A 26,606-nucleotide genomic window follows, 5' to 3' on the forward strand; every position below is an offset into this window, starting at 1 on the left:
CGGTGCGAGAAACGGTATCGGTGGGTTTTGTGTACGATAGCCGGATTCAGGAAGCCGAAACCAACATTTGCGGCCGACATCTGAAACTGACCAAAGGGGAATAGAGATCATGATGGAATTGACCGCGCGGCCCCTGACGGCGGAGGCGTTCGCGCCGTTCGGGGACGTGATCGATGCGCGCACCAGCGCCGCTTTCCCGATCAACAACGGGCGCACCCAGCGACATCACGATCTGGCTCGGGTGGAGATTCTGGACGCGCCGTCACGACCGCTGATCAGCGTGTTCGTGAGCCAGCCGGTCTCGTTGCCGCTGGAGATCGAGCTGCTGGAGCGCCATCCGCTGGGCAGCCAGGCGTTCATGCCGCTCCACGAGGAGCGCTTCATCGTCGTGGTGGCGCCGCCGGGATACGAGATCGATCCGATGAGGGTCTGTGCCTTCGTCACCGACGGTCGCCAGGGCGTCAACTATCGCGCCGGTACCTGGCATGCGATCCATTCGGTGCTGGAGCATGAAGGCGAGTTTCTGGTCGTCGACCGCGGCGGCTCGGACAATCTCGACGAGCGACCGATGGCGATTCGGGTGCTGATGGCATGACATGGAACGACGACGCCCCGCTAGAGAGCGGGGCGTCGAAGGCATCATCTTGCCATTGGCTCAGACCGATTTGCTGCCGCTGATCGCCGCAGCCGGATCTTCATCCAGCTCCATGCGCTCGCGTTCGTCATCGATGATCTTGAGCGCCTGCTCCGGAGTCACTTTGGAGGCCGGCGTGACCAGGCTGACGACGACGCCAACGACCAGCGCGACCAGCACCGCCGGAATACTGGGGTTGCCCCAGAAGGCCGTCCAGCTATCCACGTTGATCACCGCCAGAGACGTGGCAGACGCAGCGATCAGCGTAGCGATGGCGCCCTGCCAGTTGTAGCGTGGCCAGAATCGGCCCAGTACGCCACATACGAACATCCCCGCCATTACGGTCGCGATCATGCTGGTGATATAGCTGATGACGTTGTTGGAGGTCAGCGCGAACAGCAGCGCCAGGCCGATGGTGGCGACCAGCGCCAGCCGTGATAGGCCCACGACCTTGCGGGCCGACGGTGTGTGACCGGTGAACAGCACGTAGACGTCGCGCAGCAGGATCGAGACGCCAGCGATGGCATCCGAACTCGCGCTGGACATGGTCGCCGATAGCCCGGCGACCAGCAGCAGCAGGCCGAGCCACAGCGGCAGAATCTCGGTGGCCAGAAACGGGAAAGCGAAGTTGCTGTTGTCGAGGCTAGGGTTCAGCGCATGGGTCGCCATGCCGATGATCGCCGGAATGATCGAGAAGAACAGATAGAGAACGCCGGTGATGATGAACGACTTGCGCACCGAGCCGACCGAATTGCCGGAGTAGATCCGCTGGCGGTAGGAGGGCGTTGCCAGCACGCCGACGGCGATGACGGCGGCAAGGGAGATGGCCGGTACTACCCCGATCTTGTCGACACCCAGGAAGCTGGTGGAGGCGATGTCCATGTTGGTGCCGAGACCGGAGAAGCCGCCGACCTCGACCAGCGCGATGATCGCCATCACGATGAAACCGACGAACAGGATCACGGCCTGCACGGTATCGGTCCAGATCACCGCCATGTAGCCGCCGATCACGCAGTAGATACCGAAGCCCAGCGCGACCAGAATGCGCGCCGTGGTCAGATCGATCCCCGCCATCCACGACAGATAGAGCCCGCCGCCGAGGATATGCGCGCCCAGCCAGCCGATACAGGCGATATAGATCAGCACGGCGACGATATTGCGCACCCAACGGTTGGCGCCGACGTAGTAGGAAAGCTCTTCGCTCATGGTCATGAAGCGGAAGCGGCGTACCGGCGCGAAGCACAACGCCAGCAGGATCACGCCGATGGAACCGCCGATACCGTAGAGCGCGCCGGCCCAGCCGTTGGCGTAGCCAAAACCGACGGCGCCCATGCTGGAACCGGTACCGACCATGGTTGCCACCGTGGTGCCGATGGTCAGAAAGATCGGGACGCTACGTCCGCCGAGCAGGAAATCGTCGCCGCTGCCGCGACTGTTGCGAGAAACCCACCACCCGAACGCGATCATGATGATCACGTAGGCGATAAAGGTCCCGAGGAAAACGTGACTGTTCATAATGACCTCTTATAATTGTCGTTCCGGTCGTTGCCGCGACCGGAGCAGTGTGGAATGTCATGGCCTATGGGGTTTTTCACTGCGGTCGCGCCCTTGCCGGGGCGCGGCCACCTTTCTTGCAGATGTTCCAAAGCGTCTCTTCAACGCATTCGATCAACTTTCGGGCGATATGTACGCGCAGGCGCTTATCAGGCGCGATCGGCGCGATAGCACTTGATGTCGACCTCAACCTTGCAGTCGACGACCAGATCCTGAACGCTGCAGATCCGCGCCGGCGGGTGATCGCCAAACACTTCCTTGAACACCTTGTTGAACGAGCTGAAATAACGCGCGTCGGTCAGCACCGCGGTGACGTGAACCACGTCTTCCACGCCGTAGCCGGCTTCCTCGGCGATCTTCAGGCAGTTGGCGAACGCCAGCCGCGACTGCTCGACGATGCTGCCTTCGACGACTTCGCCGTCGGTCATCGGAGTCTGGCCGGAGACGAACAGCCAGCCGGCCGCTTCGGTGGCGCGGGCGAAGGGCAGTTTCTGGCCACCGGTGCCGACGCCGCCTTCGACGCCATAACGTTTGATGCTCATACGGTTTTCTCCTGGGTTGTCTCAATGATCGGGTGGGTAACTCGAGTAAAAATCATGATGAGGTGCGGGAAGGCCGGGCCGACAGCCGGACCTGACGCCGCAGCAGTCGTCCGGCCCTATGTTCGCTGGCCTCGCCCTGGCGATAGCTGACCACGCCGTTGACGACGACCAGCTCGATGCCGCCGGCCCTGGCGATCGGCACGGTGTAGGTCGCGGTGTCCTCGAGCGTGTCGAGGTCGAACAGCACCAGATCAGCGAAGGCGCCGACACGGATCACGCCGCGATCGGTCAGGCCGAAGTTGGCGGCGGAAAGCCCGGTCATCTTGCGCACCGCCTCGGTCAGCGGCAGCAGTTTCAGATCGCGACTGTAATGCGCCAGTACCCGCGGGAACGCGCCCCACAGCCGCGGATGCGGATGCGGATCGTTGGGCAGGCCGTCGGAGCCGACCATCGACAACGGATGCGACAGCACCTGACGCATGTCCGCCTCGCTCATGTTGTGATAGACCGCGCCGGCCGGCTGCAGACGACGGGCCGCGTCCATCAGCGACAGCTCCCACTGTTCGGCGATCGCCTTCAGCGGCTGGCGGGCCATCTCCGGATGCGGGTCGGACCAGGTGATGAAAATGTCGATCTCGTCGGTGACCTGACCCAGATCCAGCGTCGAGGAGCCGGCGGTGTAGGGGTAACAGTCGCAGTGCACGCCGTGGGATAGCGCGGCATCGTCGAGCTTGGCTAGCGCCTTGGGCGCGTTGCCCCAGTTGCCGGCGCCGGCGCACTTGAGATGCGAGATCACCAGCGGTGCCTGGCCGTGCCTGGCGGTGGCGAAGGCCTCGTCCATCGCCTCGGGGAGGCCCGCGAACTCATCACGCAGATGCGTGGTATAGACGCCACCGGCGCGGCCGACGGCCTCGACCAGCGTATTCATCTCGGCCGTGGGCGCGTGATAGGCGTTGCGGTAGGCGAGCCCGGAGCTCATGCCCACGGCGCCCTCGGCCAGCGCGATTTCCAGCTGTTCGCGCATCGCGGCAATTTCACCATCGCTGGCGGCCCGGTCGAAGCGATCCATGACCTGGCTGCGCAGGCTGGTGTGGCCGATCAGCGCCGCCACGTTGACGCTCGGCTGTGCCTTGGCGATCGCCTCGGCATAGGCGGCAAAAGTCGGATAGCGGAAGTCTTCCGCCCGACCCAACAGGTTCATCGGGTCCGGCACTTCGCCGGAGAGCCGCACGGGGCTGGCGCTGATGCCGCAGTTGCCGACCACTACCGTGGTGACGCCCTGGGACAGTTTCGGCAGCATTTCCGGCTGGCGAATGACATTGGTGTCGTCATGGGTATGCACATCGATGAAGCCGGGGGTGAGAATCAGCCCTTCGGCATCGATGACCGTTCCCGCCTCCTCGCCGTCCAGATCGCCGATGGCGACGATTCTGTCGTCGTCGATCGCGATGTCGGCGATGAAAGGCTCGCGTCCGCTGCCGTCGATGATGCTGGCGCGGCGAATCAACAAATCGTGGGACATCGTGACTCCTGGATGATGGTTCCCGGAGAGCGCTCCTGGGCGCTCAATCCCCCAGCGGCTGGCGGTTGTCGCCGCCGCGGTGGGCATCGAGAGTGATCTTGAGTCGTCGCAGCTTGTCGCGAGTGCGCGAGCGATGCCGCAAGGCCAGGCCAAGCGCCAGCATGTCGATGGCGGCCATCATGGCGTAGCGCGACGACGACGGAAAATAGATGTAGTCGGTCTCGCGGGCCGCCAGCGGCAACGTGATATTGGCGACCTTGGCCAGCGGCGAACCGGCCGCGGTGACGGCCAGCACCCGAGCGCCATACTGGCGAGCCAGCTCGGCCGCCTCGACGATTTCCGGGGTATAGCCGGTGACCGAAAGCGCCACCACGACGTCATCGGGTTCCAGGGTCGAGGCGACCATGCGCGGCAACAGCGACTGGGGATAGGCGCTGATCGCATAGCCGAGACGAACCAGCCGGAACTGCATCTCCTGCGCCATCACCGTCGAACCGCCGCCGGCACCGAACACCAGAATCTGGCGGGCATCGTCGAGCATCGCCACCGCGCCCTCGACGTCGGCCTGCTCCATCAGCGTGCGATTGAGCGCCAGGGTCTGGGCGGCGGTGTCGTAGATCACCCCCAGTCCATCGTCCTCGCTGGCTTCCTGGATAAAACGGCGACCGGCCGCCAGCGCCCGAGTCAGGCGCGTCTTGAGATCGCGCACGTTGCGGCAGTCCACCGCGCGGGCGAAACGAGTCACGCTGGCATCGCTCACCTCGGCGCGCCTGGCGATCTCGCCGATGCTCGCTTCCGCGACGAAATCGATATCATCGAAGATCAGGTTGGCGACCTTCTTCTCCGCCTCCCGCAGACTCGGCAGACAGGCGGTGATATGCGACAGGATGTCGATCTGCTGGCTCACATTGGTCTCGGTAATCGATGAGTAGTCGGCACGTGTTAGTTGCTAACATATTTTTATTTTGTGTGTTAGTAAATACCCCAAAGGGCGCAGACGACGTATCTGGCCCGAAGTGCTACTGCCGATTCCGTTCCACAAACACAACATCTGTTTCAGGAGAAGACGCCAATGGCTGACTCAATCAAGTTTCCGGGAAGGGCTGTGATTCCTGCGAAACAGAAAGGCACGCCGCTTTCGACCCCCGCCAATCTGCTGATGGACGTCCCGTTGCCGGCGGCGGCGATCTTCGAGGCGCCGCTGGCGCACAATCTGGCCTGGATGCAGCGCTTCGCGGACGACCACGGCGCCAAGCTCGCGCCTCACGGCAAGACGACCATGGCACCCAAGCTGTTCAAACGTCAGATCGAAGCGGGGGCCTGGGGCGTCACGCTGGCGACGGCAGTGCAGACGGTGGCGGCGCATGCTCACGGCATCGACCGGGTGCTGATGGTCAATCAACTGGTGGGGCGACCCAACATGGCGCTGGTCGCGGACGCCATCGAGGCAGGGCTGGATTACTACTGCGTGGTCGACGGTGCGGATAACGTTCGCGACCTGGGGGCGTTCTTCGCCGCACGAGGTCTTACGCTCAATGTACTGATCGAGCTGGGCATCGATGGCGGCCGCTGCGGCTGCCGTACTGCCTCGCAGGTCGACGCGCTGGTAACCGCCATTGCCGAGCAGCCGGCACTGGCGCTGGTGGGCATCGAAGGGTACGAAGGCATGATTGGCGGCGGTGACGAGGTCGCGGCCGTACGCGCCTACGGTGAGCGGCTGGTCGACACCGTTCGCACGTTGCAGGCCAGCGGTGTGCTCAAACGTCAGGCGCCGATCGTTACCGCTTCCGGTTCCAAATGGTTCGACCTGATCGCCGAGGCGTTTGACCTAGCAGAACTGCGCGAACACTACACGCCGGTGCTGCGACCGGGCTGCTACGTGGTGCACGATCACAAGCTCTATGCCGGCGCGATGGATGCGGTCAAGGCTCGTGACCCCAAGCTCGAAGGCGAGCTACAGCCGGCGCTCGAGGTGTTCGCCCACGTGCAGTCGCTACCCGAGCCGGGTCTGGCGATCATTGCGCTGGGCAAGCGCGATATCGGCCACGAGCCGGATCTGCCGCTGCCGCTACGGCTCTATTCCCTGCATGGCGAGAACGCGGCGCCGATCGACATCAGCGGGTGGCGAACGACAAACATCATGGATCAGCACGTCTTTCTCGAGGTGCCGACGACTGCCGAGATCGCCGTTGGCGATGTCATCGCTTTCGGCACCTCGCATCCCTGTCTGACCTTCGACAAGTGGCGGCGCATGCTGCTGGTCGACGAGCAGCTGGCGGTTATGGAAGTGCTGGAGACCTGGTTCTGAGCGGCTGTCGCTTCGGCAATTAAAAAAGTGGAAATGGTTTCCATAAATATTGACGGCCGGCCGTTGCTCGCTTAACTTGGCGTTCGTGAGCATTCGGTAACGGGCGGGTCTCGTTATCGGTGCCGACATTCAGGATGAAGCGCGCGGCAAGCCGACTCGGCGATTGCGCGGTTCATTTCCCGAGCGCTCTTCCGTCGGGATGAGACCTAACGAATCATTGACGGAAGTTGTTGTGGCGAGCCATTTGGCTCGCCTTTTTTATGCCTGTCTTTCGAGCCGGATCGGGTTGGGCCGAGCTCGATGCCAGGATGGGAAATGTGAATCAAAACGCTGTTTGGTTGTTTCCTTGCCGTGGGTTAAGTCTAATGCAAAGTGCTGACGTCAACTCGACGTATGGCGTATCTCGACTGCCACAAGAGGCGATAGTGTGACTCATCAAGGACGAACGCCCGCTCAAGGAGTTTCAGAGCGGCTGAAAGCGCTCATGGTCACTGGCTTGGGAATCACGAGCCTGACCTGTGCCGGGCTGGCTCAGGCACAGCTCGAGGAGCTGGATGTCATGAAGAATCCGGCCACGGCGGAAAAGCCTTTCGAGGGCACGGCCGAGCTCGGCTATCACAAGATCAGCGGCAATAGTAATAGCGAGAGCCTGCTTGCCGGAGCGGACATGACCTGGTTCAACGCGCCCTGGTCCTACAATCTGCAGCTGAGCGCGAGGAGCGCCAGTGACGATGACGAGACCTCGGCGGAGGAGTATCTGGTCGCCGGGCGCACGCGTTACAACCTCTCCACCTACAACTATCTGTTTGGCCTGGCCCGCTGGGACAAGGACCGCTTCTCGGGTTACGACTCTCAGTCGACCCTGGTTGGCGGCTACGGGCGACAGTTGCTCATCGGTCCGCCGCAATCGCTGACCGTGGAAGCGGGCCCGGGTGTACGCCACGACGAGTATGAAGAGGGCGGCCATGACAACGTCGGCCTGCTCTACGCCGGGTTGGACTACGACTGGCAATTCTCCGAGACGTCGAAGTTCTCGCAAGCGCTGGCGACCGAGGCCTCGGAGGAGAACATCATCGGCCGCTCGGAAACGGCACTGACGGTGGCGATGAACGATACGCTGTCGCTCAAGGTGTCCTACGAGGTCGAGTTCAACGACAACCCGCCGCCGGGCGCTTCCAGTCAGACCGATACCACCACGGGTGTCTCGCTGGTCTATAATTTGTGATCGCCGCATGATCGCGAAATCAAAAAATGGGGCCTCGGCCCCGTTTCTCGTTTGCTCCATGCCGTCATCTCCGCCGGTTCAGTTCTGAACCGATATGACGGAGCCCCCGTCGACACGAACGTTGCTGCCGTTGACGAACGAGGCGTGCTGCGACACCAGCATGGCGATGACGAAAGCCACTTCCTCGACCTCGCCACGGCGTTTGGCGACGATTCCGGGACGTTCTTCCTCGAGAAAGCTTTCGATCGCCTGTTCGAAGGAACAGCCGAGTTGCTCGGCGCGCTGTTTCATCATGCCGTCGGTCATCGGAGTCGCAATGAAGGCTGGGGCCACGGTGTTGCAGAGCACTCCATGGGCGGCTTCCTGGTAGGAGAGATTCTTGATGAACGTGCTGAGCGAGGCTTTGGCGGTGTTGTAGACCGCTTCTTCCCAGTAGGGCTGAACGGTGTTTTCCGAGGTGATGCAGATGAAGCGGCCCCAGCCGCGCTCGCGCATCGTCGGAATCGTCGCTCGCGCCAGTCGCACCGCCGAGAAGAAATCGATCTCCCAGGCGTCGCGGTAATCGTCGTCGCTGAGTTCCAGCGGATCGCCCTTGGCGCCGGTGACGCCTGCCGTGTGGACGACGATGTCGACCGCACCGAAGCGCTCGACTCCCTGGCGAACCAGCGCATCGACTTCTTCCTGATGGGTCACGTCGGCGATGACACAGAGCGGATCGCCATCGATTTCGCTGGCAGCCTGGGCGAGGGCGTCTGCATCGAGATCGCTGAGAATCAGATTGACGCCTTCGGCGGCCAGCTGTCTTGCCGTTGCCAGACCGATACCGCTCTGAGCGCCCGTGATCAGCGCTGTCTTGCCGCGAATAGCCAGATCCATGGTCAAGCCTCCTTGCTCAATGCCGGATTGCTGCGAAGGTAGAGATTTTCGAATCTCCAGCATGGTCAAGGTCGCGGATTCTCGCCAATTCCGGCTGCAAACGGGCTTTGTCTTGCGGTGGTGGCATCGCGGCGCAAGAATAGGGCTCCGCACTCGATATCATCGATTCAAAACCGCTGGAAAAGCGGTGACATTCTCATTGCAGGGAACGCCATGAAATTCCGTTATCTGTCGACGGCGCTATGTCTGGGCGTCGCCACGCCCGGCGCGGCGCTGGCGCAATCCGCCTCGACGCCCCCAGCCTCGGCACCGTCTTCCACGAGTTCGCAGGCACAAGCGCAGCCGGTGATCGAAGTCACCGCGCCCCGGCTTTCTCGCGAGCTTTACGCCACGCCGGCCGCCGTGTCGGTCGTCGAGCGTGACGAGATCCAGCAGGGCCAACAGCGGGTTCGGCTGGATGAGTCGCTGGTCACAGTGCCCGGCGTGTTCCTGCAGAATCGCGACAACTTCGCCCAGGGCCAGCGCGTCTCCATTCGCGGCTTCGGCGCGCGGGCGCCGTTTGGGGTGCGCGGCATCACGGTGATCGTCGACGGAATTCCCTACACCCTGCCGGACGGGCAGGCGCAGCTCGACGCCATCGATCTCGACAGCGCCGAGCGCATCGAGGTGATTCGCGGGCCGGCGGCGGTGCAGTACGGCAACGCCGCCGGTGGCGTGATCAGCGTCACCACCGCCGATGGCAGCGACGATCCGGGCAGTCACATTCGCATGGAAGGCGGCAGTGACGGCTATCAGAAGTATGCTGTCAGCAACGGCGGCGTGAACGGCCCGTGGTCGCATCATGTTAGCGTCTCCGCGCTCAACGTCGACGGTTATCGCGATCACAGTTCGACCGAGAAATACCTGCTCAACGCCAAGCTGCGCCGCGAACTGGGCAGTGACCGGGCGCTGACGGCGATCGTCAATCTGCTCGACAACCCTCGTTCGGAAGATCCGGGCGGGCTGACCCGCGAACAGGTCCACGAAGATCGCGATCAGGCGGGCGCATTTACCGAGGAGTACGACACCGGCCAGAGCGTCGATCAGCAGGTGCTGGGGCTTCAGTACGAGGATCTGTCGGCGGGGCCGGGCGAGTTCTACCTCAAGGGGTTCTACCTCCAGCGCGATTTCGAGCAGCAGTTGCCCTACCCCGGCGATAGCCTGATCGACTACGACCGTGACTATTACGGCGGCAGTGCCGAATATCATCAGACGTTGAGCCTGGGCGACATGCCGCTGCGCTATGTGGCCGGCGTCGATCTGGCGCGCCAGGAAGACGATCGCGGTCGCCAGAACGTCGCCTTCAATGGCGACGTCACTGGCAAGGTCGCCGATGAAACCCAGACCGCCACGTCGGTGGGTACCTTTCTGCAGGGCGATCTCGATCTTACCGAGCGCTGGACGCTGTCGCTGGGCGGTCGTTACGACCGGGTCGATCTGGATATCGACGACGACTATCTCAGCGACGGCGACAACAGCGGCGACCGCGTATTCCACGAATGGAGCGGCTCGGCCGGGTTGAGCTACCGCTATCGTCGCAACCATCAGGTCTACGTCAATACCGGAACCGCCTACGAGACGCCGACCTTCTCCGAGTTCGCCAATCCGGCGGGTATCGGCGGCTTCAATCCGGATATCGAACCGCAGAAGTCCTGGAATCGGGAAATCGGCCTGCGCGGCAACTTCGACAACGGGCTCGACTACGACGTAGCGCTGTTTTCGGTGCGCGTCCGCGACGAGCTGGTGCCCTACGAGGGCGACGACGGCCGCACCTTCTACGACAACGCCGGCGACAGCGATCGTGACGGACTCGAGGTTGCGCTGGGCTGGCAGTTCGATCCGAGCTGGCGAATCGACAGCGCCTTGACGCTGGCCAAGTACGAATTCGATAGCTACGACGGTGAGGCGGACGACTACAGCGGCAATCGCATTCCCGGCCTGCCCGAGCAGACCTGGGTCAATCGCCTGACGTGGCAGGGGCTGGGACAGCGCTTTGCCGCGCTCGAAACCCAGTACGTCGGCGACATGGTGGCGGACAACGCCAACGACGTGGATGTCGGCGACTACTGGCTGGTCAACCTGCGCGGCGGCGACGGCTGGCGCCTGGGTGGCGACACCGTGCTCAAGCTTTACGGCGGTGTTCGCAACCTGTTCGATATCGAGCACTACGCCAATGTGCGTATCAACGCCAATAACGATCGCTACTTCGAGCCGGCACCGGGGCGAACGGTCTATGCTGGTATCGGCATCGACTTCTGACGCGGAGATTTGCGCGTCGAGGTTGGCAACACGAGAGCGGCGACCGAGTATCGCCGCCGTCCACTATGACTCGAGACACTCGAGTTGATACAACGATGATTCAAGGAAACGTTATGCGTGTTTTCATCCCGTTTGTCGGCGCTCTGGTCCTGCTGTCCCTGATCGGCGGCTGCACATTCAATCGCTACAACGATGGACAGCGCGAGGTCGAGCCCGGAGTGCCTCAAAATGGCCCCACCAGCAACCCGGCGGACGCCTCGCGCGGTCAGAATGGATCCGGCGAACTGCCGTAAACGCTTACCGTTTGCTCGCCGTCATGCCGTTATACCGCCATAGCAGAAAGCCGCCCGTAGGCGGCTTTCTGCGTCATCAACCTGCGTGTCAGAAAAGTCCAGGTCAGGCCTGATAATCGCTCTCGGAGTAGAGCACGCGCAGACGCAGGGTGTGCTCTACCTGCTTGAGCGCTTCCAACGCCTGCTTGCCGTAGGCCTTGTCGACGTCGATGACGACGTAGCCGACCTTGTCGTTGGTCTGCAGGAACTGGCCGGCGATGTTGATGCCGTCTTCGGAGAGCACCCGGTTGATCTCGAACAGCACGCCGGGCACGTTCTCGTGAATGTGCAGCAGACGATGCTTGTCCGGATGTGACGGCAGCGCCACTTCGGGGAAGTTGACCGAGGTGATGGTGGTGCCGTTGTCGGAGTAGGTCACCAGCTTCTCGGCGACTTCGATGCCGATGTTCTGCTGCGCTTCCAGCGTGGAGCCGCCGATGTGCGGGGTCAGGATCACGTTCTCGAGTCCGCGCAGCGGCGAGGTGAACTCTTCTTCGGCGCCCTTGGGCTCGACCGGAAACACGTCGATGGCCGCGCCCAGCAGCTTGCCGCTCTTGAGCGAATCGGCCAGCGCGTCGATATCCACCACCGAACCGCGGGAGGCGTTGATCAGGATGCCGGACTGCTTCATCAGCGCGATCTGCTCGGCACCGATCATCCAGCGCGTCGAGGGCAGGTCCGGCACGTGGAGGCTGACCACGTCGGCCCGCGCCAGCAGCTCCTCGAGACTTCCCACCTGACGCGCGTTACCCATCGCCAGCTTGGTCACCACGTCGTAGTAGAGCACGTCGAGGCCGAGCGATTCGGCGAGTACCGAGAGCTGGGCGCCAATGCTGCCGTAGCCGACGATCCCCAGCGTCTTGCCGCGAGTTTCATGCGAGTTCTTGGCGGACTTCAACCAGCCGCCCTGGTGCGCGCGGGCGTTCTTCTCGGGAATGCCACGCAGCAGCATGATCGTCTCGGCCAACACCAGCTCGGCCACCGAACGCGTGTTGGAATAAGGCGCGTTGAACACCGGAATCGCACGCTTGAGCGCCGCATCGAGATCGACCTGATTGGTGCCGATGCAGAAGCAGCCGACGGCGGTCAGTTTCTCGGCCGCGGCGAAGACGCGTTCGGTGAGCTGGGTTCGGGAACGGATGCCGATGAAGTGCACGTCGCGGATCTTCTCGATCAGATCCTCTTCGGTGAGCGACGTGGAGAGCGTTTCGAAGTTGGTGTAACCCGCGTTCAACAACGTATCCACGGCGGACTGGTGGATGCCCTCGAGCAGGAGGATCTTGATCTTGCTCTTGTCCAGAGACGTCTTGGCCATTGGTGGATCAACCTTCTTCATCGGCTTGTCGCGGCGGCAGCAAATGTGGCGGCGCGCTCATGGGAAAAGACCGGCAGGCGGGGCCTGGACGAGGCAGCAAGCCTCCGTCTCGGCGTCGCGAGCGGGCGCATAGAGTACCATAAGCGTCGCTCGACAGAATGAAAATGACGCGGCTTCAACGTGAGGCGAATGCATCCGAGGTGGCGCTTTGGCTCGTCATGCTGGCGTGAAAACGACGACGCGAAAACGCCCCCGCAAGCGGAGGCGTTGAGCCGTCTTCCAGGATGCGGTTCAGGGCGTCAGCACGATCTTGCGGCAGTCGTCCTGCTTGTCATCGAACATCCGATAGCCGTCGGCAGCCTGATCCAGCGTCATGCGATGGCTGATGATCGTCTCGGGTTTGAGCGTGCCCTGCTCGATGGCTTCGAGCAGTTTGGGCAGGTAATGGTGGACGTGGGTCTGGCCGCCTTTCATGGTCAGCCCCTTGTCGAAGAAATCGCCGATCAGAAAACCGTCGACGGCACCGGCGTAGACACCGGGGATGCTGATATTGCCGCCACGGCGCACGGCCGCCAGACACTGATGCAGGGCGATATCACTGCTTTCGACTTCGAAGTTGCCCATCGCCGGCAGTTTGCCGCCATGCCCCTTGGCTTCGTAGCCCACCGCATCGATCACCGCATCCACGCCACGATGGCCGTCGGTCATCTGGATGATCGCCTCGGCGACATCGTCGACCTGATCGAAATTGAGCGTCTCGACACCGTAGGCCTGCTTGGCAAAATCGAGCCGGTAGCCCTGGTTGTCGACCATGATGATGCGTTCGGCGCCTTCCATCCTGGCGCAGGCGGCCGACAGCAGCCCCACCGGGCCGGCACCGAAAATGGCAACACTCGACCCCCGCGTGACGCCGGCGTTCAGCACCGCCTGATAGCCGGTGGGCAGGATGTCGGACAGGAATAGCACCTGTTCGTCGTCGAGCCCGTCGGCAATGGCAAACGCCCCGGTATTGGCCTGCGGCACGCGCACGTACTCGGCCTGCCCGCCGGGAACGCCGCCGTACATATGCGAGAAACCGAACAGCGCCGCCGGTGCGGGAATCGATTTCTTGTTGAGCGCGCCGCCGTCATCGGGATTGGTGGTCTCGCAGGCGGCATAAAGCGCGTGCTGGCAGAAGAAGCAGCTGCCGCAGGCAATCACGAAGGGTACGACGACTCGATCGCCTTTCTTGACGCTGGTGACCGCAGAGCCGGCTTCCTCGACGACGCCCATGAATTCGTGCCCAAAGATATCGCCGGGTTCGGTGGCCGGCATCGCGCCCCGATACAGGTGCAGGTCGGAACCACAGATGGCCGTGGCGGTGACGCGCAGGACGATATCGTCGTCCTGTTCGATCGTCGGTTCGGGTACGTTGTCGACGCGAACGTCGCGGCTGCCATGATAGACCAGTGCTTTCATGATGATGCTCCTTGCGGTGACATTGGCTTCCCTGATGACCCGGTGAGCGGATCGCGATGGCTCAAGACCAGTGGTTTCAAGGCCGGGTGATTCAAGGCTGGGTATTTAAAGGTCGTACAGCTCAAGGCTAGAAGCCATGGCCAGGTTTTCCAGTCGCCATCTATTGAAAATGCATCGATTGGTCGGAAAAATCTCGTTAAAAGCGCTCAAGTTGATCCATGTTAAGAGTTCTGCGGTTTGTGGGCCGAGCGCTTGCAGTGGCCTGCCAACAGTGAGGCTTTTTCATGGCGACACGGCGGCCGGATTTGCCGCCAAGGGCAGACGACCCCCCCCGGCGGCGGTGTATACTGGACGTTATTTCCGAACCGGCGCGACGAGGTTGATGCTCGCGCCTCGAAGAACGCTCCGGCCCCGTAGGGATGCCGCCGAGCGCTGACATGAGAGTCCCATGCCCGACAAGATGGCCGAACAGGACGTTACGCAGACCGGTTCCACGGACGTTGCCGAGGACGTTTCCCAGGACGTTTCCCAGGACTTTGCCGCGACGCTGGATCAACTCGAGACGTTGGTGGCCCGGCTCGAATCCGGCGAGTTGACGCTGGAGGCGTCGCTGACTGCATTCGAGCGCGGTATCCGGCTGACGCGGGATGCCCAGCAGCGTCTCGACAGCGCCGAGCTCAAGGTGCAGGCGCTGCTCGAGCAGGGTGACGGGACGCTGCAGGCCGCGCCGTTTGACGCTCAGGCGCCGAACGATGAGCGTTGAGACGCCGCGCGCCGAGGGGGCGATCGACGCCGTGCGCTCGCGCAGCGAGCATGTGCTGGCCGGTTGGCTGAACCGCCAGGATGGCGCCTGCGCCGCCCTCGACGATGCCATCGGCTACAGCGTGCTGGGAACCGGCAAGCGTCTGCGCCCGGTACTGGTCTATCTTGCCGGGCGGGCGTTGGGCGCCGAGGACGATGCCCTGGACGCCCCGGCGGCGGCGATCGAGATGATCCACGCCTATTCGCTGGTCCATGACGACCTACCGGCCATGGACGACGACGATCTGCGTCGCGGCCGGCCCACGGTGCACCGCGCGTTCGACGAGCCGCTGGCGATTCTGGCCGGGGACGCGCTGCAGACGCTGGCATTCGAAGCGCTGGCTTCCCGGCCGCACCCGCGTCTGGGGGCGATGGTGACCACGCTCGCCCGAGCGGCCGGCCGCGATGGCATGGCGGCCGGGCAGGCCATCGACCTGGGCGCCGTCGGCGCGCCAATGGATCTCGCGGCGCTGCAGGCGATGCATCAGCACAAGACAGGCGCGTTGATCCGCGCCTCGGTGCGTCTCGGTGCGTTGGTCGCGGTGGAAGAATCCGACCCACGGGTCGCGGCGCTGGACCGTTTCGCCTCGGCCATGGGGCTGGCTTTCCAGATTCACGACGACGTGCTCGATGTCACCGGCGATACCCAGACGCTGGGCAAGACTTCCGGTGCCGACGCCCGTCGCGACAAACCTACCTATCCCGCCCTGCTCGGCGTCGCGCAGGCGCAGAACCGCGCTCGCGAGCTGCTCGACGATGCGCTCGCGTCGCTCGAGCCGCTGGGCGAGGCCGGCCAGCCATTGGCGGCGCTGGCTCGATTCATGATCGATCGCGATCACTGACCGGTAATGACATGTCTATGAAGCTGTTCGACGAGATTCCCACCCAGCGACCGCTGACACCGCTGCTCGATACGCTCGAGTCACCCGAGGGATTGCGCGGCATGTCGCTGGCGCAACAGCGTCAGGTCGCCGACGAGCTGCGCGCCTATCTGCTCTACAGCGTGGGCTGCAGCGGCGGCCATTTCGGCGCCGGTCTTGGCGTGATCGAATTGACCGTGGCGCTGCATCGCGCGCTGGAAACGCCTCACGACCGCCTGGTCTGGGACGTCGGCCACCAGGCCTATCCGCACAAGATTCTGACCGGTCGGCGCGAGACGCTGGCGAGCATTCGTCAGTACGGCGGCCTGGCCGCGTTTCCGCGGCGTTTGGAATCGCCCTTCGACACGTTCGGCGTGGGCCATTCGAGCACCTCGATCTCGGCGGCGCTGGGCATGGCCCTGAGTGCTCGAGCCAAGGGCGAAAAGCGCCGTGTCTGCGCGGTGATCGGCGACGGCGCGTTGACGGCGGGCATGGCGTTCGAGGCACTGGCGCATGCCGGCCACGTCAACGCCAATCTGCTGGTGGTGCTCAACGACAACGAGATGTCGATCTCGGAAAACGTCGGCGGCATGGCGAGCTACCTGACCCGGATTCTGACCAGCAAGCCGTATGCCGCCATGCGCGAGAACGGCAAGCGAGTGCTGTCGCATCTGCCCGGGGCGCTGGAATTCGCCCGCCGCACCGAAGAGCATGTCAAGGGCATGATCAGCCCGGCAACCCTGTTCGAGGAGATGGGGTTCAACTATCTCGGGCCGATCGATGGTCATGATCTTGGCGCGCTGAATCAGGCGCTGGAAGCGGTACGCGATCTCGACGGCCCGCAGTTTCTCCACGTTCGGACCCGCAAGGGGCGTGGCTTTCGCCCGGCAGAGGCCGATCCGATCGGCTTTCACGCGATCACCAAGCTGGAAAAGACGCCGCCTGCGCCACCTGAGATGGATTCGAATACTCCGCCCACGAGCCAAGTCGACAAGACGCCAGCACCGGCTTTCAAACCACGCAAGTACTGCAACGTGTTCGGTGACTGGCTGTGCGACATGGCGGCCGAGGATCCACGGCTGATCGGAATCACGCCGGCGATGGGCGAGGGCTCCGATCTGATCCGCTTCTCGCAGATCTATCCCGAGCGCTACTACGATGTGGCGATCGCCGAGCAGCACGCGGTGACGCTGGCGGCCGGCATGGCCTGCGAGGCGATGAAGCCGGTGGTGGCGATCTACTCGACCTTCCTGCAGCGCGGCTATGATCAGTTGATCCATGACGTTGCCGTGCAGCATCTCGATGTGACCTTCGCCATCGATCGTGCCGGACTGGTGGGAGAGGATGGCCCGACGCACCACGGCGCGCTGGATCTCTCCTTTCTGCGCTGCGTGCCGGGTATGATCATTCTGGCCCCGGCGGACGAAGCCGAATGCCGGGCGATGCTTTCCACCGCCTATTATCACGATGGCCCTGCCGCCGTGCGCTACCCGCGCGGTACCGGCCCGGGCAGCGATATTCCTCGGACCCTCGAGGCGCGAGTGCCCATCGGCAAGGCCGAGCGACGTCGTGAAGCGACGGCAGAACAGGCCCCGCGCGTGGCACTATTGGCCTTCGGCAGCCTGAATACGCCGGCGGAGGACGTCGCCGAACGTCTGGATGCCACGCATCTCAATATGCGTTCGGTGAAACCGCTGGATCGCGAGGCTATTCTGGCGGCGGCCGAAGCCCACGATCTGCTAGTTACGCTCGAGGAGAACGTGGTCGCTGGCGGTGCCGGCAGCGCGGTCAACGAGCTGCTGGCGGCCGAGGGAGTCCAGGTTCAGGTGCTCAACCTGGGAATTCCCGACGCCTTCGTCGAACATGGCAAACCGGCCGAACTACTGCGCGATTGCGGTCTGGATGCCGATGGCATCGAAGCGGCCATTCGTATCCGACTCAACACCAACAACGACTGATAGGATTTTCATGTCAATTGCGATTCTGATCGGCGCCGTCATCGGCTATCTCTTCGGCAAGTTGCCGGGACTCTTGATCGGTGCTGCCATCGGCTGGTGGGTCAGCCGCAAGCTGCGCAGCTCGCTGCTGGGGCGCGTCGTCAATATCCAGCATCAGTTCCTCGAATCGACCTTCGCGGTGATGGGCTGCGTGTGCAAGGTCGACGGCCACATCACCCAGGATGAAATTCGCACGGCGGAAATGCTGTTCGATCGGCTCAATTTGAGCGGCGAGATGCGCGAGCGTGCAAAAGCCGCGTTCAATCGCGGCAAGGAGCCCGAATTCGATCTCGATGCCGAGGTGGCCAAGATCCGGCAGGTTGCCGGGAGCCAGCGTGCCCTGCTGCAGGTATTCCTGCAGGTGCAGCTGGCGGCCATCGCCGCCGACGGCGAGATGCATCCTGCCGAACACGAGATGCTGTTGCGGGTGGCGCGAGGGCTCGGCTTCTCCGAGGCCGAAATTCAGCAGATCGAGGCGATGCTTCGTGGCGGGGCCCATCAGGGCGCCGGCGGCGCGAGCAGCGGCCAGTCGCTGGAAGACGCCTACCGCGTGCTGGGGCTCTCCGAGGAGGCAACGGACGCCGAGCTCAAGCGCGCCTATCGCAAGCTGATGAGCGAGAATCACCCCGACAAGCTGGCCGGCAAGGGGCTTCCCGAAAGCATGCGCGAAATGGCCAAGGAGCGTACCAGCGAGATCAGCAATGCCTACGACCTGATCAAGAAGACGCGGGAGCAGCGCGCAGGCTGAGTCCCGACGGTATCGGTCGCTATTGTCTCGTGGCAGCTAACACGCTTAGATAGAGATCCGAACGTTGTGACTGCCGCGACAAGGACGTGACTGGATGCCCGCGAAGGCCGATCTCTACCGTACCGCCGCCCGCATGCTGGGCACGATCGACAAGAGTGGTTGGGTATTGCGCTATCGCTACGGCGATCGACGCCTGCTCGAGGACGTCGTGCTGCCCGCGCTGGATCAGGATTCTGCGGTCGAGAGTGTTCTACTCGTGGGGTGCGCGTGGTACACGCGACACTACCCCCAACTGCTGCCCCGCAAGCGCGTCACGACCATGGAGATCGATCCGGCCAAGGCGGCGTTCGGTGGGGATCCGCATCTCGTCGCCAACATGGCCGACATTGCCGATCACGTCGCGGCGGAAAGCCTCGATGCCGTGATCTGCAACGGCGTGCTGGGGTGGGGGCTCGACGAGCCCAATGCGGTGGAAGCGGCCTTCGCCGGCGCGACGGCCTGCCTCAAACCTGGCGGCGTTTTCCTGTTGGGCTGGAACGATATTCCTCCACGCAACGGCTGTCCCCCGGATACGATCGCCGCGCTCGACGGGCTGGAACTCGCCGATATCCCCGGCCTGACGACCCACTCCCTGATCGCTCTCGAGCGCAACCGACACTGCTACCAGGCCTACCGCAAGCCGCAGGGTGGCTGATCAGTCTGTCTGATCAGCCAGTCTTGACCCCCATCCAGAACACCGACCAGATGCCTTCGAATCGGCGCTCCAGTTCGTGTCTTTCGTACATGAACGTCTCCGAGAGCAGGCCATCGACGACGCAATAGAACGCGGCAATGAAGTGGGCGTCGGCCAACGTCGAGCGTAGTGCGCCGAGTCGGCGACCCTCCTGCACGAATTCGACGAGACGCCGATCGATCCGGGATTCGCCCTTTGCGGTGATGGCCTCGGTTTCGGCGATGAGGTCCAGCGGGGGAAACAGCAGGAAGCGCTTGTAGAACACGCCCTGGTGCTCGCGATAGGCAAACGTGGCGCACTGCTGCAGCAGATGGCGCAGCCGTTGCTCGAACGGCGCCTCTGCCATGTCCGCGAGACTGGCATCGATCAGTGCGATCATGTCGTTGTCGGCGTCGCGGGACAGTTCCAGAAACAGCGCCGCCTTGCTGTCGAAATGGTTGTAGATCGACGGCTTCTTGATGCTGGCGGCAGTCGCGATCTGCGCCAGCGTCGTCCCTTCGTAGCCGTGGCGAGCGAACAACGAGAGGCCGATCTGTTTGAGGCGGTCACGGGTGTTCAAAGGTCGTCTTCCGGTGAGTCTGGAGGGGCGTAGCTTGCCGAGTTCTATAGGGATGAGTAAACTAACGACCGTTAGTTAGTCTCATTTCCAGCAGACGGTCAAGTCATGATTCAGCCCCAATGGATGATTCTCCCGCTCGCCGGTCTGGCCGAGGTCGGCTGGGCCAGTGGGCTCAAACATGCCGACTCGGTACCGACCTGGGCGATGACCGTGGCGCTGGCGGTCGTCAGCCTGTGGCTGGCATCGATTGCCGTCCGCACCATGCCGACGAGCACCGTTTATACGGTATTCGTCGGTCTGGGTGCCGTGGGTACAGCCATTGCCGACTGGCTGTTCTTTGACGTCGCCTTTCACTGGCCGGTGCTGGCGTTCATCTTGCTGCTGCTGGTCGGCGTGATCGGGCTACAGCAGGTGAGCGACTGATGGACGCCACGACACTTCACTGGCTGGCGCTGCTCGCTTCCGGCGGTTTCGAGATCGTCGGCGTCGCCGGGTTCGACCGGATCAATCGAGGGCAGCGCCTGCCGGGTCTGGCGCTGCTCGTCATTGGTTTCGGCAGCTCGCTGGGGTTGCTGTCCATCGCCATGCGCTCGATCGACATGGGCGTGGCCTACGCCATCTTCACCGGCATTGGCACGCTCGGCAGTACGCTGATGGGCATGCTGCTGTGGGGCGAATCGCGACGGCCGCTACGGCTCGCCTTCGTGGGGATGATCGTCGCGGCGGTGGTGGGGTTGAAGCTGGCGAGCTGACCAGCGCGACACCGGCGAGCCGAGATGGCTGGCTCTATCGGCCAGCGGCGCCTACGCTGACAGCTTCTTTGCCACTGCCTGATCAGGAGCCTCTTCATGCATCCGATCGTCCATACGATCATCGTCGGGATCATCAGTTATCTGGTTCTGATTGCCATCATTCGCCTGTCCGGCAAGCGCACGCTGTCGAAGTGGAACGCTTTCGACTTCGTGGTCACCATCGCGCTGGGTTCGACGCTGTCGACGGCACTGGTCTCGACGCAGGTCTCGCTGGCGCAGAGCATCACGGCGTTCCTGGTCATCGTGCTGCTGCAGTTCGCCATCACTTTCTCCTCGGTGCGCTCGCGCGAGGTCAAGAATCTGGTCAAGTCACAGCCGACATTGCTGCTCTATGACGGTCAGTATCGCCACGAGACCCTGCGCCGCGAACGCGTGGTCGAAGCCGAGGTCATGGCGGCCATTCGGGAGAACGGCATCGCCGATGTCGAGAGCGTGCACGCCGTGGTGCTGGAGACCGATGGCACCTTTAGCGTTATTCCTCAGGCCGGTAGCAGCGATTCGGCACTGTTCGGTGTCGCGGGGCTCCCGGCGCGCTCGAAAGCGGCATCGGCATCGATAGCCGCTCAGCCTGGCGCTAGCGACTAGCGACTAGCGACTAGCGACTAGCGACTAGCGTCAGCTCGTCTCGTGGGCTGACGGGAGTGCATCTTCCGCGTCCAGAAAACCGCCGGACTGGCGACGCCATAACCGTGCATAGAGGCCGTTTTGGCGAATCAGTTCGGCGTGGCTGCCCGCTTCGACGATGCGGCCGCGCTCCATGACCACCAGTCGATCCATGGCGGCGATGGTGGAGAGGCGATGGGCGATGGCGATCACCGTCTTGCCCTCCATCAGCCGGTCCAGATTCTCCTGAATCGCAGCCTCGACGTCGGAGTCGAGTGCCGACGTCGCCTCGTCGAGAATCAGGATCGGCGCATCCTTCAACATCACGCGGGCGATGGCCAGGCGCTGACGCTGGCCGCCGGAGAGCTTGACGCCGCGCTCCCCCACGTGGGCATCGAAGCCTCCCTTACCCTCGGCGTCGTGGAGCGATTCGATGAAATCCGCCACGTGAGCCTGCTCGGCCGCCTGCCACGCCATCTCGTCCGTGGCGTCGGGACGACCGTAGCGAAGGTTGTCGCGCACCGAGCGGTGCAGCAGCGAGGTGTCCTGGGTGACCATGCCGATCTGCGCGCGCAGGCTCTCCTGCGTCACCTCGGCGATATCCTGCCCGTCGATCTGAATCGCCCCACCCTCCAGGTCGTAGAATCGCAGCAGCAGATTGACCAGGGTCGACTTGCCTGCGCCCGACGGCCCGATCAGGCCGATCTTCTCGCCGGGACGGATCGTCAGCGAGAGATCGTCGATGACGCCGCCGCCCTTGCCGTAGTGAAAGCGGATGCGGTCGAAGGCGATTTCGCCGCGGCCGATGGCCAACGGCTTCGCGCCTGGTTCGTCCTCGATCCGGCGCGGCAGTGACAGCGTCGCCATGCCGTCCTGCACCGTGCCGATGTTCTCGAACAGCGCCGAGACCTCCCACATGATCCACTGCGACATGCCCCACAGCCGCATCACCAGCCCCAACGCCACGGCGACCGCACCGACGCTGACAGCCTCGCTCAACCAGAGGTTGAGCGAGAGCCAGCCGACGCTGAACACCAGCAGCGCGTTGAGCAGATAGAGCAGGCCGTACAGCCCCGTCACCAGCCGCATCTGGCGGTGCACGGTCACCAGGAAACCGCTCATGCTCTCTTTGGCGAAGGCGGCTTCCCGCTGGGCATGGGAGAACAGCTTGACGGTCTGAATGTTGCTGTAGCTGTCGACGATGCTGCCGGTCATGCGCGAGCGGGCATCGGCCTGGGCCTGGGAGACACGCCCCATGATCGGCACGAAGATGCGCAGCAGCAGGATGTAGCCGGCAAGCCACACCACCAGGGGAACGGCTAGACGCCAATCGGCGCTGCCCACCAGAATCAGCGTGCCGATGAAATAGACGCTGACGTAGTTGAGCACGTCGAACAGCTTGATCACGCACTCGCGGACCGCCAGCGAGGTCTGCATCACCTTGGTGGCGATGCGTCCGGCGAACTCGTCCTGATAGAAGTGCATCGATTGTCGCAGCAGGTAGCGATGGGCCATCCAGCGAATTCGCATGGGGAAGTTGCCCATCAGCGTCTGCTGGCTGAACAGCGAGTGCAGCCAGACCAGGCTCGGCAGCAGGACCAGCACGATCAAGGCCATGCCGGTCAGTTTCCAGCCCTGGTCGGCGAGAAAGGTCTCGCGATCCTGGCCCGCCAGCCAGTCGACGATGTTGCCCAGGAAGCCGAACATCCACACTTCGATACCGGCGATCAGCGCCATCAGCACCGTCGCCGCCATCAGGTATGGCCAGGCGCCGCGGGTGTAGTGCAGGCAGAAGGCGATCAACGTGTCCGGCGGGCGCTGCGGTTCCTGCGGCGGGAAGGGATCGAGACGGTTTTCGAACCAGCGAAACATGGCAATCCTTGAGGGTAATAGCGACGGACTGGCGCCCGCTCATCGAACGACGCTGCCAGTCGTAACGATCCTGAGGCTCGTTACCGAGCCCAGTGTCTTTATCGTCGATCATAGTGTCGTTATCGATCATAGTGTTCGTGGGAACTTTGGCAATCCGCGGATCGAACTTATGGCCTCGAGATCGTCGTCACGCCTTGAATGGCAGAACGGCCGTGTAGATGGCCAGGAAATGACAGACGCTGCCGCCGATCACGAACAGATGCCAGATCGCGTGATGGAAGGGAATCGCGCGGATGGCGTAGAAGATCACGCCGACGGTGTAGGTGATGCCGCCGGCGACCAGCAGCGCCATGCCGCGATCGGAGAGACGATCAGCCAGGTCGCCGGAGGCGATCACGATCAGCCAGCCCATGATCAGATAGATGAACACCCGCAGTACGCTGAATCGATGCGGCCACGCCAGCCGCAGGGCGATGCCGCCGAGCGCCAGGCTCCAGATGACAGCGAACAGTGCCCAGCCGGTCGGGCCGCGCAGGTTGACCAGCAGAAACGGCGTGTAGGTGCCAGCGATCAGCAGATAGATCGCGCAGTGATCGAAGGTCTGGAACACGCGCTTCAGGCGTGGGCTGCGGAAACCGTGATAGAGCGTCGAGGCGGTATAGAGCAGCAGCAGGCAACTGCCGTAGAGCGAGACGCTGACGATCTTCCACGGATCGACATGGGCGGCGATGCTGGCCAGTACGATCAGCACGATCATGCCAACGAGACTCAGCGCCGCGCCGATGCCGTGGCTGACACTGTGCAGCCATTCTTCGAGCCGCGAGAACTCGGCTTCCGGCTGGCTCACGGTCGCCCGAGCGGCTTCCGGCACGGCTGACTGATTCGATGGGGTGTGTGACATGGTTTCGAAACCCCTCGGCGCTTACGTGGGTATGCATCGATCGGTATGCATCGATTGGTATGCATCGGTCGGCGGCAATCCGGGCGGCAGGGTTCGGAAGTTGTCGGGCTGGGCGATGCGCTCGGCATTCACTCTGTCGATGCATGATGACGATGATATGACGTCGACAGAAGTCTGCAAACGCTCCGGCAGTGCGAGAGACGAGAAAAATCAGGCGTCGCGTTCGATGTCCACGTCGCTGGCGGGGGTAAAATCGTCCAGATCCATCATGTGATCGAGCTTGCCGACCTTGGTGGTCAGGTAGTGCTCGTTGAACGGATTGCGGCCGGTGGTGATCGGCAGGCGCTCGTGGATCTCCACGCCGTCGCCCGTCAGCGCTTCGACCTTGCGCGGATTGTTGGTCATCAGGCGCAGCGACTGGATGCCCAGATGCTCGAGCATCGGCACGCAGATATCGTAGCGGCGCTGATCGGCGCCGAATCCCAGCCGCTCGTTGGCTTCGACCGTGTCGGCGCCGTCGTCCTGCAGCGCGTAGGCACGGATCTTGTTGAGCAGGCCGATGCCCCGGCCTTCCTGGCGCAGATAGAGCAGGGCGCCGCGGCCTTCGTCGGCGATCCGCTTGAGCGCTTCCTGCAGTTGATAGCCGCAGTCGCAGCGCATCGAGAACAGCGCGTCCCCGGTCAGGCACTCCGAATGCACGCGGGCGAGAACCGGCTCCGGCGTGGTGACGTCGCCAAGCGTCAGCACGACGTGTTCCTTGCCGGTCGCTTCTTCCTGGAAACCGTGCAGCATGAACGTCGCCCAGGGCGTGGGTAGTTGCGATGCGGCAATGAAGCGGATCGTCACGATGACCTCGCGATATGAGGGGCATTCGGATGCTCGAACGTCAGATGCTTGACCGAAAACGCCGACAATTAAAGGGCCGGCATTATAACAGGCCTGCCGGTCGATCCGTTACAATGCGGGCAAATCTCGACATCCGAAGGCCGTTATGACCTCTGATCACGATCGCCAGCCCCAGGCGCTGCAAAACGATCGCCTGCTGCGGGCGCTGGCTCGCCAACCGGTCGACCGCACGCCGGTCTGGATGATGCGCCAGGCCGGCCGCTATCTGCCGGAGTACCGTCAGACCCGAGCCCATGCCGGCAGCTTCATGGATCTGTGTCGCAACGCCGAACTGGCCTGTGAAGTGACGATGCAACCGCTCGAGCGCTACCCGCTGGACGCGGCGATCCTGTTCTCGGACATCCTGACCATTCCGGATGCCATGGGGCTCGGGCTCTACTTCGAGACCGGCGAAGGGCCCAAGTTTCGCAAGACCGTGCGCACCGCCGCCGATGTGGCCGCACTGTCCGCTCCCGACGCCGAGCGCGATCTCGGTTACGTGATGAATGCCGTCAGCACGATCCGCCGCGAACTCAATGGACGCGTGCCGCTGATCGGTTTCTCCGGCAGCCCGTGGACGCTGGCGACCTATATGGTCGAAGGCGGCTCGAGCAAGGACTTCCGCCATCTCAAGGCGATGCTCTACGGCGATCCGGAAACGCTTCATGCGCTGTTGGGCATTCTGGCGACCGCGGTCACGGACTATCTCAACGCCCAGATTCGCGCCGGTGCTCAGGTGGTGCAGATCTTCGATACCTGGGGTGGTGCGCTGTCGACACCGGCCTATCGTGAGTTCTCGCTGGCCTACATGCAGCGCATCGTCAGCGGTCTGATCCGTGAACATGGCGGCCGTCGCGTGCCGGTGATCCTGTTCACCAAGAACGGCGGGCAGTGGCTCGAGTCGATCGCCGACAGCGGCTGTGACGCGGTAGGGCTGGACTGGACCACCGAGCTGAGCGACGCCCGACGTCGCGTCGGTGACCGTGTCGCGCTACAGGGCAATCTCGATCCCAACGTGCTGTTCGCGCCGCCGTCGCGGATTCGCGAGGAAGTGGCGCGGATCCTCGAGAGCTTCGGGCCGGGCGAAGGCCACGTGTTCAACCTAGGCCACGGCATCAGCCAGTTCACCGATCCCGATCACGTGACAGCATTCATGGATGCGTTGCATGAGCTCAGTCCCGCCTATCACCGGTGAGTCTATGGGCAACGAACCCGGCGCCAGAGAACCGGTCGGCGAAGGATTCGGCGACGGCCTGCTACTGTTCGACGCCGACTGCCCGTTCTGCCGGCGTTCGGTGCGCTGGCTGCTGGCGCACGAGCGCCGTGACAGCCAGCTGCGCATCGTCGGGCTGAAAAGTGCGGTCTCCCGCCGACTCGGCGAGCATTTTCAGATCGACTTCCCGAGCACCGACAGCATCTGGTACGTCGCCGCCGGCGGGCTCAGCCGCAACAGCGATGCCGCCTGGCGCCTCGCCACCCGGATGGCGGGGCCCTGGCGGCATGCCAGCGCGCTACGCCAGGTGCCGCGGCCGCTGCGCGAAAGGACTTATCGGTTCATTGGCGATCATCGCCACCGGTTGGCATTCGCCGGTGCCGAGCGTCTCGAGGGTCACGAGCGCTGGCTCGAATCGCTGACGCCCGAATTCTGCCGACGCTGCGGGCTGCCGCCCGAAATCGGCGACCAGGGGTGACCCAGGCGGAAATGGGAATGGCAACCGAGACAGCAACCAGGAGCCGACGAAGATGCGCATGAGCCGGTGGCAGACATGAG

The 26,606-nt window shown here is 63.3% G+C and carries 26 protein-coding genes; 15 read left to right on the top strand and 11 right to left on the bottom strand.

Translation table 11 applies throughout. The features are described from left to right. Positions 1-109 precede the first annotated feature (109 nt). The gene (locus ACUN9V_RS14715; protein ID WP_445511954.1) at positions 110-595 is read left to right on the top strand and encodes an ureidoglycolate lyase; all 486 of its coding nucleotides are present in this window, start codon (positions 110-112) and stop codon (positions 593-595) included. A gap of 60 nt (positions 596-655) precedes the next feature. Here the strand turns inward: ACUN9V_RS14715 and ACUN9V_RS14720 are convergent, their stop codons facing one another. The 4 genes from ACUN9V_RS14720 to ACUN9V_RS14735 form a co-directional block, all read right to left on the bottom strand. Further along, positions 656-2,149, bottom strand: coding sequence for a sodium:solute symporter family protein (locus ACUN9V_RS14720; protein ID WP_445511955.1), 1,494 nt, complete (start codon positions 2,147-2,149; stop codon positions 656-658). A gap of 188 nt (positions 2,150-2,337) precedes the next feature. Then, on the bottom strand, positions 2,338-2,730 hold the full coding sequence (locus tag ACUN9V_RS14725; protein WP_075560924.1) for a RidA family protein: 393 nt from the start codon (positions 2,728-2,730) through the stop codon (positions 2,338-2,340). A 52-nt stretch (positions 2,731-2,782) separates the two neighbouring features. Continuing rightward, a complete protein-coding gene (locus tag ACUN9V_RS14730; RefSeq protein WP_445511956.1) occupies positions 2,783-4,252 on the bottom strand; it encodes an N-acyl-D-amino-acid deacylase family protein in 1,470 nt (489 codons plus the stop codon). Positions 4,253-4,295: 43 nt separating this feature from the next. After that, positions 4,296-5,159 (bottom strand): MurR/RpiR family transcriptional regulator, encoded by an 864-nt coding sequence (locus tag ACUN9V_RS14735; RefSeq protein ID WP_110693395.1) that lies wholly within the window; start codon positions 5,157-5,159, stop codon positions 4,296-4,298. 165 nt (positions 5,160-5,324) lie between these two features. On the opposite strand from ACUN9V_RS14735, the gene ACUN9V_RS14740 reads away from it, so the two are divergent. Both ACUN9V_RS14740 and ACUN9V_RS14745 read left to right on the top strand, forming a co-directional pair. Then, the gene (locus ACUN9V_RS14740) at positions 5,325-6,560 is read left to right on the top strand and encodes an amino acid deaminase (protein ID WP_445511957.1); all 1,236 of its coding nucleotides are present in this window, start codon (positions 5,325-5,327) and stop codon (positions 6,558-6,560) included. Positions 6,561-7,044: 484 nt separating this feature from the next. Beyond that, positions 7,045-7,785: a DUF481 domain-containing protein gene (locus tag ACUN9V_RS14745; protein ID WP_139313558.1), complete on the top strand. Its 741-nt coding sequence runs from the start codon at positions 7,045-7,047 to the stop codon at positions 7,783-7,785. Positions 7,786-7,863: 78 nt separating this feature from the next. Here ACUN9V_RS14745 and ACUN9V_RS14750 read toward each other — a convergent pair whose 3' ends face one another. Next, positions 7,864-8,661: an SDR family NAD(P)-dependent oxidoreductase gene (locus ACUN9V_RS14750; RefSeq protein ID WP_445511958.1), complete on the bottom strand. Its 798-nt coding sequence runs from the start codon at positions 8,659-8,661 to the stop codon at positions 7,864-7,866. Between the two features lie 213 nt (positions 8,662-8,874). Between ACUN9V_RS14750 and ACUN9V_RS14755 the strand changes: the two genes are divergently transcribed. Together ACUN9V_RS14755 and ACUN9V_RS14760 are read left to right on the top strand one after the other, a co-directional pair. Next, positions 8,875-10,959, top strand: a complete 2,085-nt coding sequence (locus tag ACUN9V_RS14755; RefSeq protein WP_445511959.1) for a TonB-dependent receptor family protein — start codon at positions 8,875-8,877, stop codon at positions 10,957-10,959. A gap of 113 nt (positions 10,960-11,072) precedes the next feature. Further along, on the top strand, positions 11,073-11,252 hold the full coding sequence (locus ACUN9V_RS14760) for a hypothetical protein (protein ID WP_110693390.1): 180 nt from the start codon (positions 11,073-11,075) through the stop codon (positions 11,250-11,252). A 103-nt stretch (positions 11,253-11,355) separates the two neighbouring features. Here ACUN9V_RS14760 and serA read toward each other — a convergent pair whose 3' ends face one another. Both serA and ACUN9V_RS14770 read right to left on the bottom strand, forming a co-directional pair. Beyond that, a complete protein-coding gene (gene serA, locus ACUN9V_RS14765; protein WP_445511960.1) occupies positions 11,356-12,606 on the bottom strand; it encodes a phosphoglycerate dehydrogenase in 1,251 nt (416 codons plus the stop codon). 291 nt (positions 12,607-12,897) lie between these two features. Further along, a complete protein-coding gene (locus ACUN9V_RS14770; protein ID WP_110693388.1) occupies positions 12,898-14,064 on the bottom strand; it encodes a zinc-dependent alcohol dehydrogenase in 1,167 nt (388 codons plus the stop codon). Between the two features lie 448 nt (positions 14,065-14,512). Between ACUN9V_RS14770 and ACUN9V_RS14775 the strand changes: the two genes are divergently transcribed. The 5 genes from ACUN9V_RS14775 to ACUN9V_RS14795 all read left to right on the top strand — a co-directional run bounded on the left by ACUN9V_RS14775 (position 14,513) and on the right by ACUN9V_RS14795 (position 19,164). After that, entirely contained in the window at positions 14,513-14,827 is a 315-nt protein-coding gene (locus ACUN9V_RS14775; RefSeq protein WP_439286223.1) for an exodeoxyribonuclease VII small subunit, read from the top strand. Then, positions 14,817-15,707 (top strand): farnesyl diphosphate synthase, encoded by an 891-nt coding sequence (locus ACUN9V_RS14780; RefSeq protein ID WP_439286222.1) that lies wholly within the window; start codon positions 14,817-14,819, stop codon positions 15,705-15,707. Before ACUN9V_RS14775 ends, ACUN9V_RS14780 begins: the two co-directional genes overlap by 11 nt. Positions 15,708-15,724: 17 nt before the next feature. Further along, positions 15,725-17,683 carry a 1-deoxy-D-xylulose-5-phosphate synthase gene (gene dxs, locus ACUN9V_RS14785; protein WP_445511980.1) on the top strand — a complete coding sequence of 653 codons (1,959 nt, stop codon included), beginning with the start codon at positions 15,725-15,727 and terminating at the stop codon, positions 17,681-17,683. 10 nt (positions 17,684-17,693) lie between these two features. After that, positions 17,694-18,470: a co-chaperone DjlA gene (gene djlA, locus ACUN9V_RS14790; RefSeq protein WP_075560909.1), complete on the top strand. Its 777-nt coding sequence runs from the start codon at positions 17,694-17,696 to the stop codon at positions 18,468-18,470. Positions 18,471-18,564: 94 nt separating this feature from the next. Continuing rightward, positions 18,565-19,164, top strand: a complete 600-nt coding sequence (locus ACUN9V_RS14795; RefSeq protein WP_445511961.1) for a methyltransferase domain-containing protein — start codon at positions 18,565-18,567, stop codon at positions 19,162-19,164. A 13-nt stretch (positions 19,165-19,177) separates the two neighbouring features. On the opposite strand, the gene ACUN9V_RS14800 is transcribed toward ACUN9V_RS14795, so the two are convergent. Next, positions 19,178-19,762, bottom strand: coding sequence for a TetR/AcrR family transcriptional regulator (locus ACUN9V_RS14800; protein WP_445511962.1), 585 nt, complete (start codon positions 19,760-19,762; stop codon positions 19,178-19,180). Positions 19,763-19,867: 105 nt separating this feature from the next. On the opposite strand from ACUN9V_RS14800, the gene ACUN9V_RS14805 reads away from it, so the two are divergent. The 3 genes from ACUN9V_RS14805 (at position 19,868) to ACUN9V_RS14815 (ending at position 21,159) form a co-directional block, all read left to right on the top strand. Continuing rightward, positions 19,868-20,185, top strand: a complete 318-nt coding sequence (locus ACUN9V_RS14805) for a DMT family transporter (protein ID WP_445511963.1) — start codon at positions 19,868-19,870, stop codon at positions 20,183-20,185. Then, complete coding sequence (locus ACUN9V_RS14810) at positions 20,185-20,514, top strand: DMT family transporter (RefSeq protein ID WP_445511964.1); 330 nt, start codon at positions 20,185-20,187, stop codon at positions 20,512-20,514. Before ACUN9V_RS14805 ends, ACUN9V_RS14810 begins: the two co-directional genes overlap by 1 nt. A 96-nt stretch (positions 20,515-20,610) precedes the next feature. Next, entirely contained in the window at positions 20,611-21,159 is a 549-nt protein-coding gene (locus ACUN9V_RS14815; protein ID WP_445511965.1) for a DUF421 domain-containing protein, read from the top strand. Between the two features lie 30 nt (positions 21,160-21,189). Here the strand turns inward: ACUN9V_RS14815 and ACUN9V_RS14820 are convergent, their stop codons facing one another. From ACUN9V_RS14820 to ribA, 3 genes are all read right to left on the bottom strand, one after another. Next, positions 21,190-23,049 (bottom strand): ABC transporter ATP-binding protein, encoded by a 1,860-nt coding sequence (locus tag ACUN9V_RS14820; protein ID WP_445511966.1) that lies wholly within the window; start codon positions 23,047-23,049, stop codon positions 21,190-21,192. A gap of 187 nt (positions 23,050-23,236) precedes the next feature. After that, positions 23,237-23,950 carry a PAQR family membrane homeostasis protein TrhA gene (trhA, locus tag ACUN9V_RS14825; RefSeq protein ID WP_445511967.1) on the bottom strand — a complete coding sequence of 238 codons (714 nt, stop codon included), beginning with the start codon at positions 23,948-23,950 and terminating at the stop codon, positions 23,237-23,239. Positions 23,951-24,160: 210 nt separating this feature from the next. After that, positions 24,161-24,796: a GTP cyclohydrolase II gene (gene ribA, locus ACUN9V_RS14830; protein WP_445511968.1), complete on the bottom strand. Its 636-nt coding sequence runs from the start codon at positions 24,794-24,796 to the stop codon at positions 24,161-24,163. A 145-nt stretch (positions 24,797-24,941) separates the two neighbouring features. On the opposite strand from ribA, the gene hemE reads away from it, so the two are divergent. Both hemE and ACUN9V_RS14840 read left to right on the top strand, forming a co-directional pair. Continuing rightward, the gene (gene hemE / locus ACUN9V_RS14835) at positions 24,942-26,030 is read left to right on the top strand and encodes a uroporphyrinogen decarboxylase (RefSeq protein ID WP_110693381.1); all 1,089 of its coding nucleotides are present in this window, start codon (positions 24,942-24,944) and stop codon (positions 26,028-26,030) included. Beyond that, a complete protein-coding gene (locus ACUN9V_RS14840; RefSeq protein WP_445511969.1) occupies positions 26,002-26,526 on the top strand; it encodes a thiol-disulfide oxidoreductase DCC family protein in 525 nt (174 codons plus the stop codon). Before hemE ends, ACUN9V_RS14840 begins: the two co-directional genes overlap by 29 nt. Positions 26,527-26,606: the final 80 nt, after the last annotated feature.

The organism is Salinicola sp. V024, from assembly GCF_052645315.1.